Origin of the sequence: Capnocytophaga sp. oral taxon 324 str. F0483 (assembly GCF_000318315.2) — a bacterium.
Lineage (GTDB): Bacteria > Bacteroidota > Bacteroidia > Flavobacteriales > Flavobacteriaceae > Capnocytophaga > Capnocytophaga ochracea.
Window position 1 is genome coordinate 52,757 of the sequence record NZ_KB291504.1, and the last position, 11,332, is coordinate 64,088.

Genomic DNA, 11,332 nt, shown 5'->3' on the forward strand with positions numbered 1-11,332 from the left:
ATAAATAAAATTCACTCGGACTTACCCCTAAATGTTGTTGTACAAAGCGAGAAAAATAGGCGGAGGAAGAAAAGCTAAAAAGATAAGGAAAATTTGTAAAAACTACCGACTTTTGTCTAAGAATCTGTTCAAAATACCGCCGTATACCTTTGTGACGATTTTTTTAGTGAATATGAATATGAAAAAAATTATTATCTTTGCAATGGTACTCTTAACAGTGACGATGAGTGCCCAAGTAAAACAACAAAATACAATAATACAATGAAAAAAGAAGCCAAGAAACAAACAGCAGGGCGTGACCGTCTCGGCGATTTTGCCCCTAAATTTGCCCAATTGAATGACGATGTGCTCTTCGGGCAAGTGTGGAGTCGTGAAGGAGAACTTTCTCCTCGTGACCGCAGTATGGTAACCATCGCTACCCTAATAGGTAGTGGAGCCCCTGAATTTACTATCAAAGCCCACCTTACTGAGGGTAAGAAAAACGGCATCAGCAAAGATGAAATAGCCGAGGTGATTACTCATATTGCCTTTTATGCGGGCTGGCCTAAGGCGTGGAGTGCTTTCCTTGCTGCCAAAGAAGTCTACGCTAATGAAATCGATGCCGACCCTAGCAGAGGCAGTGCAGGATATATCTTTGCACTTGGTGAGGCTAATTCCCCCGAAAACAGCAAACACTTTTCTGGTAAAAGTTATTTGAATGTATTGGTTGCTCCTGATAAGAAAAACAGTATTTTGGTTGCCAATGTTACTTTCGAACCCTCTTGTCGCAACGATTGGCATGTGCATAGTGCCGAACAAATACTCTTGGCTACCGAGGGTACAGGTTGGTATCAGGAATGGGGCAAGCCTGCCCAACTACTGCAAAAAGGCGATGTGGTAGTAGTTCCTGCAGGGGTAAAACACTGGCACGGGGCTACCGCTGAAAGTTGGTTTGCTCATTTAGCTATAGTGGATGTACAAAAAGCTAAAACTGAATGGAAAGAACCTGTAAGTCAAAAAGATTACGAGAAATTAGGCGCTAACTGCACAGATAATTAACTAAAAATAAGATTTACAAATGAAAAACATTGAATTAAACAACGGGGTACAAATGCCCCTATTGGGGGTGTATACCAAGTAAACCCTGAAGAATGTGAGCGTTGCGTAAGCGATGCTATTTCGGTAGGCTTTTGCTGAAGGTAGAAACGATTTCTTTGCTAATCCTACTCTTAATGCTATTGGCGAAAAGTATCACAAAAGTGCTGCCCAAGTAGCTTTGCGCTATCTCTTGCAACGCGATATAATCTGCATTCCTAAGTCGGTGCGCAAAGAGCGTATGGAACAAAACCTTAATGTTTTTGACTTCCAACTCTCAGCAGAGGATATGAGCCAAATAGCCACTCTCGACACCAAGCAAACGCAGTTCTTCTCTCACAGAGATCCTGCTTTTGTAGAGATGATACTACAATATGGTAATTAACTTGCTGCACAATATGTAATAAAAAAACTCTCCGTGGTGCAAACAGCCTATGCGGCTCGCATCACGGGGAGTTTTTTTGTCAATTATCAATTATTAATTGTCAATTATTTTGTATCTTTGTGTCATCAATAAATAAAGTAAAGCTAATCGATATTATGAATAGACGTAAATTCTTTCAAACCACTGCCCTCAGTGGGGGACTTTTAGCAGTTCCGTCACTAATGAGTTTCTTACCTGAAAAAACTACTGATAGCAATGTTGTAGCAACAGGATGTAACCTTAAAATTAGATTGGGAGATTTGGAGCTCTTTCTCCTATCTGATGGATATATGAACGTCACTCCTCCTCAATCTATCTTTGCCCCTCAAATACCTAAAAAGGACTTTGTAAACCAGATGCAAAAACTGTATCTCAACCCCGAACTGATGCAGATGTCGGTGAATATATTGCTTATAAAATCGGCTAATAAGTATATCTTAATCGATGCAGGTAATGGGAAACATTCTGGAAAAACCAATATAGGAAGACTCCCCGAAAATCTCATAAGGATAGGTGTTTCTCCTTCTGATATTACTGATGTATTTATCACTCACGCTCACGGCGACCATATTGGGGGACTTACCACTCCTGATGGCAAACTCACTTTCCCTAATGCGCAATGTTATATCAACAAAAAGGAGTACGACTTTTGGCTATCACCTAATCCCGATTTTTCTAAAACTAAATATAAGAGAACGCCCCAGCAGTTAGAACAATACTTAAACTATTCGCGCAATATTCTCAAAGCTCTTGGCAATCATCTGCACTTCTTCAGCGCAGGTGATACTCTTTTTGGGATATTAAAAACCGAGTTAGCCGAAGGACATACGCCGGGACACACGCTTGTAACTATCATCTCAGAGGGACGTTCGTTAAAGCACTTAGCCGATACGGTTCACTCGCCTTTGCTCATTGCTAAACCCGATTGGGGTGTGTTGTGGGATACTGATTATCAGCAAGGTATTCACACACGCCTACGCGTACTCGAAAACTGCTACAAAGAGCATACGCTTATTCTTGCAGAGCATTTACCTTTCCCTGGTTTGGGATATATAGGCAAAGAGAAGGACTACCGATGGGTGCCTTTTTCTTATGCTTCTCCTGAAGATGTAATCATTTAACGAGAACAAATCACAAATAAAATTCTCGTATGCAAACTACTTATACAGAACGCACTACAGGGAGCTTTTGTTAATCGTTAATTGTCAATTATTAATTATATAGTAAAGATTTTCTTACTGTTCGAAAGTATTGGAACAAACTAAAAGAACGACTAAAAGAAGAGGGAAATGAAACGGTGTCAAATTGTCACCAGTTGAAATTAGAAGCTGCTGATGGTAAAATGCGACTTACTGATAAAGCTAAAGACTACCTTAAAATTGAGGAGTCATAGCACAATACGCAAGTTGTAGCACAACAAGCAATAAATAAAACTTCCTGTGGTGCGAGTCGCACAGGCAGTAATTATAGGGAGTTTATTAGCTAACTTGTTAATTAACTAATTATTACCTTTGCAGTAGCACAACAGTAAATAGCCTCATCTTTCACTTATTCAGCAGTGATTAGACAGATGTTTTACACTATTATTAGACTTAGATGATGAAAGCTTCGTAAGTAACACCCAGCAGACTTACAAATGCAAATATCAAAGAATAACAATGACACATAACTTATTTCAAAATATCTACAAACACCCTCTGATAGGGGTTCAAGAACTACAACAGATACAAAAAGCCCATCAGCCTATTGCTTTTCGCAAAGGCGATTTTATCTTGCGCAAGGACGAAATAGCTCGTGGTTATCTCATCTTGCAGAGAGGAGTTGCTCGCGCTTTTGTATATGACTATGAAGGGAATGATATCACTACCGACTTCTTTTGTGAAGGTGAAATTATCGTGCAAGAACTTTCTCTTTTTAAGCATTTACCTTCTGCTGAAAATATCCAAGCCCTTACTGATTGTGAGGGGTGGCATATAGATTATGACCGTTTCCAAGAACTTTATCACAGTTTGAAAGGATATTCGGAATGGGGGCGACTCTTTATGACAGAGAAATTGTTTGAGGCAAAAAAACGTTCCCTTGAAATGATTACACTCCCTGCCAAAGAACGCTATATGCAGTTTATAAAGGAAAAACCCAGTGCTATAAAGTACGCCCCCTTAAAACATATAGCTACTTATTTAGGCATTACAGATACTTCACTGAGTCGTATCAGGAAAGAAATGTGAAAATCTTGTCTTATGGCAAGATTTTTTTAGTTTGAAGGCAGTACTTTTGCCCCCGATTTCTAAAAAATATTTAAAAATGACAAAAACAAAACACTTTGATTTTCTTTTATCCATTCGCAAAAACCTATTGACTTACTTAGATAATCTCACTCCTGAACAATTAGATTATATCCCAACAGGTTTTTTTAACAACATCTTTTGGAATATAGCACATTGTATTGCTGTACAGCAATTCTTATGTTATCAGCTCAGTGGAAATAAACTGCTAATCAGCACTGATTTTTTAGAGAAATACAATCGTGGTACTTTTCCTCAAAAGATTACACCTTCAAAGGAAGAAATCTACCAAGTGAAGGAATTGTTACTCAGTACAGTCAATCAATTACAAGAAGATTATCAAGGAAGGCTATTCAATGAGTTTCCAACGGTTAAGGTAGGTTTATTTTCTATTGATACTATAGAAGATGCTATGTATGTAAACAATATGCACGAATCGAGACATTTGGGAACTATAGTAGCTTTAAACTATTTTAGTTCAAAAATCTAATATAAAATGGCTTATAGTATAACACTTGCGAATAGAGTTCGCGAATATTTAGCAAAAATTCCTCATATTACGGTGGAAGAAAAAGCGATGTTTGGCGGTTTGGCTTTCTTGGTGAATGACAAGATGTGCATCAATATAGGAGAGGATACCTTAATGTGTAGGTTTGACCCTGAGCAGACAGAAGAACTCGCGGAAAGGCAGGGCTTCTCGCCAGTGGTAATGAGAGGCAAAGAACTCTCTGGCTATTGCTATGTAGACCCTACGGGGTACAACCAAAAAAAAGACTTTGACTTTTGGTTACAACTCTGTTTAGAGTTCAACAGCAAAGCAAAGAGTTCTAAGAAAAAGAATTTAGCTAATTAAGTCGTAACACGAGCGTAGCACGACAAGCGTAAATAAAACTCCCCGTGGTGCAAACTGCCTATGCGGCTCGCATCACGGGGAGTTTTCGTCTTTCGTCATTCGTCTCTCGTCATTCGTAACTTCCTCAGCCATAAACCTACGCCAAGGTATAACAGACAAGGAATAATGCCTGAAACGGGCGAAATGAGTATCTCTCTACCTGCTTCAATGAGAATGTGCTTGTCGTATATCAAACTGTTGATAGTGGTATCCTCAATAGCGTGCATCCACACCCCAGGCCATATCGACTTTGTAAGGCGGAAAAGTTCGGTATACATCACCGTCCACGAGGTGCAGCACACCAATGCCATTATACAAAAAGTAACCTTATCATAAGGGAATACAGCAAATATCTGTTCGGGTTTTATGAAGTAGAAAAAGTAAGGCCAATGCCACGAACACCACACTACCCCCACAATGAGGTAGAGCCACACATCTTTAATATTCAAACTGAGCAAACGGGCGGTAAGATACCCTCGCCACGACGATTCTTCAAAGAAATTCTTTACAAATTCGGCTAATACAAAAATACCAAAGCCCGCAAGATAGTCCGTCCACCGGATTTGCACATCTAACCAGCCCAAAAGCTCCCCTATAAGCAGGGTAACGGCAATCACCGCAGGGTAAATAAGGGTTGCCACCCCATACCAACGCAGGTTTTTCTTGATAAGCGGACGCAATCCTGCATCACGCCAACCATCGCCCATAAAAGCGCGCAATACAAGCCAAGTAAGCAGAGGGGCAACTATAAAAATACCCATTCCGTTAGTACCATTGCTAGTATCGCTAAAATCACCCGTCGTTTCGCCCGTAAGAGTATCTACCCATACGCCCACCCAGCCACAACTAAGGGCTACGAGAATAAAAATACATAAATTCCTAATAGTTCGTGCTTGATTCTTCATCTTTTAAAAATATTTGATTATCTTTGGCGCAAAATTACGCCGGTGCGCATCACTACACAATACTGAATAATAACCATTTTTAAAGATGACAACCGATAAAAGCATAGAGGAAATAGCCCAAGAATACATTTCTTATATAAAAATCTTGGAACAAGCAGGTAGTTTTGCCGTTTTTCTATCGGATAGATTCGGGCATTACTATTATGTAACCGAATATATTGAACCGCCTCAAGAGCTCAATATTGAAAATTTGGTACATCCCGATGATTTAGAGGTGGTAAGAAGAATTGATAAGAAAGTATGGGAGTTTTTAGATACACTCCCCGAAGAAGAAAAGTTGGCTTACAAATACATCTATGAGATAAGAGTGCTCGATAGAGGGAAGTATGTACGAATGATTTACCAAATGCGCATATTAGCCTTTAAAGACGATAATTTTCTTGCAATGGGTATGATAGATCTCGCGCCCGAGCAATCGGCAAACACTTCAGTGCGTTTTCAGATAAAAAACTGCCTTACCGATGAAGTAGTACCTTTTGCTATCGAAAGTGCTACCGATGTCCTGCTCACACCGCGTGAGAGGGAAGTACTCGCCCTTGCCAAAGAAGGAATGTTCAGCAAAGAAATCTCCGAAAAACTGAACATCAGCGTACATACCGTAAACCGCCACCGCCAAAATATCCTCGAAAAACTACAAGTAGATAATATGATTGAAGCTATAAGGTAATAACACAAGGTGTAGCAAGAGTCGTAGCACGACAGGCAATAAAGAAAAATCACTCAGGGCAACCCTAAAAAATGTCAGAACTTTTATTTTGCCAATAAGCAAAAAACCCATACTTTTGCCAATAATTTTAAATGTAAAAATATTATGAAGATTAGAAAAGCATTACTTGTTGAAAACAATGAACTTGTTACTCCTCGTGAGTATGAAGAAATATTTAAAAAATGTAATGACAGAAAAGAAGTTAGATGTTCTTGTGGAGCGAAACTCTCTTTTGTTGAAACACACAAAAGAACGTATAGTAAAGGCAATTCTTCTATCGTGTCAGCTTTCTTCAGAGACAGTAAAACCTCAGTTCATAAAGAAGATTGCCCATACAATATTTCAAATAGAATAAAGGAAATTGTGGCAGAATCACAATGTTTACCCATTGAAAAAGATAAATTTATTTTGAGTTTAAAAGATCTTTACAGCCAAAAAAGTACAAAGACCAATAATAACATACTATCTTATGACAGATATAGCAAGACCATATCTGCTGATAACAAGTACTATAACAATTATTTAAAAACAGTAAGAAATATATTACGTTTAAGAGACGATTTGGAAAGTGATGCCGATTTATCTCAATTTGTATTGTATTTTGGAAAAGAACAAGTCAAATGGAAAGATTTTTATTTTTCTTTTAAGCAATATAAGGGTATCTTAAAAATCATCCACAAAGGCTATCCTATCTGTATTGAAGGGAATATTTTTCACATAGGAGATCAGAATAAACCTTCTCTTTTCTTGTATGGTGAAGAAATAGTAGATGAAGGTAAAGAGAAAACAATTGCAATAAAGTTAGTAAGTAAGGGACTTTCTCTTGTCAAAGATTATCCCAATGGTTGCCACGCAATTGTTTATGGTACAGTAAGTTTAGACAGATATCAAACTTCTACTGATTATCTTAATATAGTTATGTGGATTAATGATTGCAGACAAATCATAAAGGTTGAATAGTAATTTTTTAATAATTTCATTCTTTATCACTTGCTCATCACAAAAAAAATATTACCTTTGCAATGATTTTAAGAATTCATCTAAACACTATTTAAAAGAAACAGAGAAAACAATTACATAAAGACATAAATTAGCGTTTCGCTTTACATTTTCCTTTTATAGAAAACGACCATTTTTTTAAGTAACTAAAGGAAAGTAGAAGTGGAAATGCCTACGTTATAAACGTGGGCATTCCTTTTGCTTTAGTTACTGCCTTTGGTCGGGCTTCTATAAAAGTATAAGGAATGTGCCCGCGTTTTTTTATGTACTTATGTGAACGATAAAGGCGGAACCGAAAAGCCTGTAAAAGAGTAGGATAAAATTTATTTAAATACCAAAACAATGAAAAATTTAATTAAAATCGTATTTACTTTATTTGCTTATCTAATTTCCAATTTTTTAATTGGACAGGAAAAAATATCTATATCCCCAATAGATACCTATAAAATGCTTAATAGAATCTATATAGCACATGCTCCTTTTGCTATCTATGATGTGCAATTACAAGAAGTGAACTATCCTATATATGAAGAAGGAGATGTTCCTACTAAAGAACGATTACTTTTAGAGAAAAAATTATCTTTCTACCAAAAAGACTATGATGAATATAAATCTTCTTGCGATAAAGAAAAACAAAAACTTGAAGAAAAGAGAAGTGTAAGTGAGCTTATTGATAAATATCTTAACTCCAAAGAAAAGAAAGATATAAAAAAACAATATATAGTAGAAGCACAAAATATTATTGATAAATATAGAGTAAAGGCATATTCAGAAAGTGTTGTCAAATTATATAAAGATGGTAACATAATTGATAAAGAAGAATTAGGCTATTACAGAAGTGTTTTTGCTAATTTGGAATTTCAAGAACCTTATAAATCTGATAGAGTACAAAAGTATTTTAATCTCTTGAATAAAATGAAAGAGATTAAATCTACTGAGAAAGGGATTGTTATGTCCGAAAACACCATAAAAAAAGAAATTTTTGTTATTGATACAACAGGTTTGTATTTTAAAGAATTAAATGGAACTTATGAGGTTTTTCCTGAAAAATATCAAATAGTTTATCATAAAAAAAGTAATACAGTTCCAATTGAAATTTTACCTATTTCAGTAAAGGAATCTTTTTTTTCAAATGAGGATTTAGTAAAAATAGACAAACATATGGGTTCTCTTGTGAAAAACACAGAAACAGGACAACTCTATTTATTATATCCTGAAGATTTTCTTGAAAAATTAAAAGAAACCTCGGAAATAAAACAAAATCCTTTTATTTTTGTAAGACAATCAGCTTTGAAATTAGAAAAAGATAAAGGTAAACGATATATCTCAGAGTTAACAAAAATAGAAGAGAAAAGAATATTAGGAATGTATCCTATTCAGGAAATAGATGAAGAACCAAATTATGAAACTTCTCCATATATAAAATTCACCACAATTCCTACTACTGAAAAATTTATAATGATCACAGATTGTTGTCGTGGGTATGGAAAAATTGATGAAGATCTGATTATTCAGAACATAAAAACAAAACAATTGTATTTGGTATCCTCTTTTTCATTGAGAAATTACCAAGATTTAGACAATATGACAAATGAAAGTTTAGGAAGAGGTTTTTTGACAATGGATGTGCCTAAAGAACTAACACCCCAAGAAAAACAATCAGTTCAACAATATCATAGTATGTTGAAAATAGCTTACCAAAAAGGACTACAGTTAAGAAATATACAAAAAAAATATCTTACAAGAACAGGTTTATTTGATCCTTCAAGAGCAACTGCTACTGATAAAGCTATCTATAACAGAATCTTAAAAGAGTTAAAAGCTACCTATAGCAAAATGAGAGATATGACTACTAATAGTAGTGGTACGAGAGATGCTATAGAAAACAGCCTTTCTACAGAAGATGCTGGTGCCTTAGATGTTATAGCTGGCTGGTATTATAGCTACGATATTTAGAAATAAAATTAAAATTCAATAAAATATGAATAAATGGAATGAATTGTGCTTTATAGTAAGCACACATCAAAAAAAGAATACTAAAGAAAATATTCTTCAAGTAGAAATTGAAAATTTCTTAGAAAAGTTGGGTTGGTCAAGAAGACAAGGAGAAATCGTTACTCAAAAGCATATCAGTGTAGGGAGTAATCAAACACTAATCCCTGATATTACTATAGAGAGCAATAACAAAGTTCTTTTTGTAGTAGAGCTAAAACACCCTAATGAACCTGTTGAAAAACATAAGAAACAACTTATCTCTTATATGCGACAGCTAAAACTTCGCTTTGGGGTGCTTTTGGGGGACAAATTTCAATTGTACTATGATGATACTACAGAAGACGGCACAGAAGCTCAAAAAGTATTTGAGGCTGCATTCACTGAGAATAATCCAGAAGCTGAAGAACTACTATCTCTACTTACTAAAGAGCAGTTTGGAAAGGATAAACTTCTTGTCTTTGCTGAAAAACAATTGGAGAAAATACAAGAAAGTGAAGTTATGAATGAAATACAAGAGTATGTGGAAGAACAGCTTTCTCATTTGCAAGATAAACTATACAAAGAACTACAAGAGGAATATGATTCTAAGCTTGTAAAAAAAGTGTTTGAGCATTTGAATATTGCTATCTCACCCATTGCTGTTGAAGAGGTATCTCTGAACAACCTTGACAATACTTCTGTTGAGAAACTGCCTATTGAGTTTGTTCCTAATGATTTAGAAGCTTTTAAAAAATTACTTTTAGAGAAAAAAGTAGGAAAAATAGAGTGGCACTATAACAACGGAAAAGTAGAACACAAAACTTGGAAAGCATCACGATTTAAACAAAAATCTTCTTTGTTAGGCAATGTATATTCACGTCCTGAAGCTAAAAATGGCAAATGGAAAGAATTAGGACTTGCAAAAGTAGTTTACAAAATTGTCTAAACTAATCTCTCGCTAACACTCCCCTTGCAATCTCTCTTTGCTCGGGGATTTTTATTTTCTAACGAAAGAGTTTTATTTAGTGTGATATTAAACTTTTCATTTGGGTAATGCAGTTTTGTTGAGTTCTACCTAACTTTATTGAGGAAAAAATTAGCAAAAACTACCAACTCCTCTGTAACAATTATTTGACAAAAATTGTTTATCTTTGCAGGGTCTAAAAAACTAAAAATAAGAAATACAAATGAAAAATATCCAATTAAACAATGGGGTACAAATGCCTCTATTGGGGTATGGTGTATACCAAGTAGACCCCGAAGAATGTGAGCGTTGCGTAAGTGATGCTATCTCGGTAGGCTACCGAATGATTGATACTGCCCAAATCTACAAAAATGAAGAGGGCGTAGGCAATGCTATTAAGAAAAGTGGTATCGACCGCAAAGAGTTCTTTATCGTTACCAAAGTGTGGATAAGCAATGCAGGCTACGAAAAGGCAAAAGCCTCTATCAAAACCTCTTTGCGCAAACTCCAAACCGATTATATTGATTTGCTACTCGTTCACCAACCTTTTGGCGATTATTACGGCTCTTATCGCGCTATGGAAGAAGCCTACAAAGAAGGCAAAGTGCGCGCTATTGGGGTGAGCAACTTCTATGCCGATAGATACCTCGATTTGGCATACCACTGCGAGATAAAACCTGCTGTAAACCAAATGGAAACACACGTATTCTACCAACAGCAAGACCTCCAAGAGCTAATGAAGAAATACGATACCAAGCTAATGTCGTGGGGACCTTTTGCTGAAGGTAGAAACGATTTCTTTGCCAATCCTACGCTCAATGCTATTGGTGAAAAGTATCACAAAAGTGCTGCCCAAGTAGCCTTGCGCTACCTATTACAACGCGATATTATTTGTATTCCTAAGTCAGTGCGCAAAGAGCGTATGGAACAAAACCTTAATGTATTTGACTTCCAACTTTCAGCGGAAGATATGAGCCAAATAGCTGCTCTCGACACCCAGCAAACGCTGTTCTTTTCTCACAGAGATCCTGCTTTTGTAGAGATGATAC

The 11,332-nt window shown here is 36.2% G+C and carries 11 protein-coding genes and 1 pseudogene; 11 read left to right on the forward strand and 1 reads right to left on the reverse strand.

Annotated elements, in window-relative coordinates:
* The first annotated feature begins 261 nt into the window (after positions 1 to 261).
* The 6 genes and pseudogenes from HMPREF9072_RS03630 to HMPREF9072_RS03655 all read left to right on the forward strand — a co-directional run bounded on the left by HMPREF9072_RS03630 (position 262) and on the right by HMPREF9072_RS03655 (position 4,636).
* Positions 262 to 1,038, forward strand: coding sequence for a carboxymuconolactone decarboxylase family protein (locus HMPREF9072_RS03630; RefSeq protein ID WP_009750419.1), 777 nt, complete (start codon positions 262 to 264; stop codon positions 1,036 to 1,038).
* 130 nt (positions 1,039 to 1,168) lie between these two features.
* A pseudogene (locus tag HMPREF9072_RS12450) lies at positions 1,169 to 1,459 on the forward strand (aldo/keto reductase); the annotation flags it as partial.
* Between the two features lie 155 nt (positions 1,460 to 1,614).
* Positions 1,615 to 2,619, forward strand: a complete 1,005-nt coding sequence (locus HMPREF9072_RS03640; protein WP_009750422.1) for an MBL fold metallo-hydrolase — start codon at positions 1,615 to 1,617, stop codon at positions 2,617 to 2,619.
* Between the two features lie 537 nt (positions 2,620 to 3,156).
* Entirely contained in the window at positions 3,157 to 3,726 is a 570-nt protein-coding gene (locus HMPREF9072_RS03645; protein WP_009750423.1) for a Crp/Fnr family transcriptional regulator, read from the forward strand.
* Between the two features lie 76 nt (positions 3,727 to 3,802).
* Positions 3,803 to 4,273, forward strand: coding sequence for a DinB family protein (locus HMPREF9072_RS03650; protein WP_009750424.1), 471 nt, complete (start codon positions 3,803 to 3,805; stop codon positions 4,271 to 4,273).
* A 6-nt stretch (positions 4,274 to 4,279) separates the two neighbouring features.
* On the forward strand, positions 4,280 to 4,636 hold the full coding sequence (locus HMPREF9072_RS03655; protein WP_009750425.1) for a TfoX/Sxy family protein: 357 nt from the start codon (positions 4,280 to 4,282) through the stop codon (positions 4,634 to 4,636).
* 95 nt (positions 4,637 to 4,731) lie between these two features.
* Here HMPREF9072_RS03655 and HMPREF9072_RS03660 read toward each other — a convergent pair whose 3' ends face one another.
* Positions 4,732 to 5,580: a CPBP family intramembrane glutamic endopeptidase gene (locus HMPREF9072_RS03660; RefSeq protein ID WP_009750426.1), complete on the reverse strand. Its 849-nt coding sequence runs from the start codon at positions 5,578 to 5,580 to the stop codon at positions 4,732 to 4,734.
* An 85-nt stretch (positions 5,581 to 5,665) separates the two neighbouring features.
* On the opposite strand from HMPREF9072_RS03660, the gene HMPREF9072_RS03665 reads away from it, so the two are divergent.
* From HMPREF9072_RS03665 to HMPREF9072_RS03685, 5 genes are all read left to right on the forward strand, one after another.
* Entirely contained in the window at positions 5,666 to 6,307 is a 642-nt protein-coding gene (locus HMPREF9072_RS03665) for a helix-turn-helix transcriptional regulator (protein WP_009750427.1), read from the forward strand.
* Positions 6,308 to 6,451: 144 nt separating this feature from the next.
* Positions 6,452 to 7,306: a hypothetical protein gene (locus HMPREF9072_RS03670; protein WP_009750428.1), complete on the forward strand. Its 855-nt coding sequence runs from the start codon at positions 6,452 to 6,454 to the stop codon at positions 7,304 to 7,306.
* Positions 7,307 to 7,687: 381 nt separating this feature from the next.
* Positions 7,688 to 9,301 carry a hypothetical protein gene (locus tag HMPREF9072_RS03675; RefSeq protein WP_009750430.1) on the forward strand — a complete coding sequence of 538 codons (1,614 nt, stop codon included), beginning with the start codon at positions 7,688 to 7,690 and terminating at the stop codon, positions 9,299 to 9,301.
* A gap of 25 nt (positions 9,302 to 9,326) precedes the next feature.
* On the forward strand, positions 9,327 to 10,265 hold the full coding sequence (locus tag HMPREF9072_RS03680) for a type I restriction endonuclease (RefSeq protein ID WP_009750431.1): 939 nt from the start codon (positions 9,327 to 9,329) through the stop codon (positions 10,263 to 10,265).
* 241 nt (positions 10,266 to 10,506) lie between these two features.
* Positions 10,507 to 11,332, forward strand: an 826-nt coding sequence (locus tag HMPREF9072_RS03685; protein ID WP_009750432.1) for an aldo/keto reductase, incomplete at its 3' end; no start/stop codon positions are given.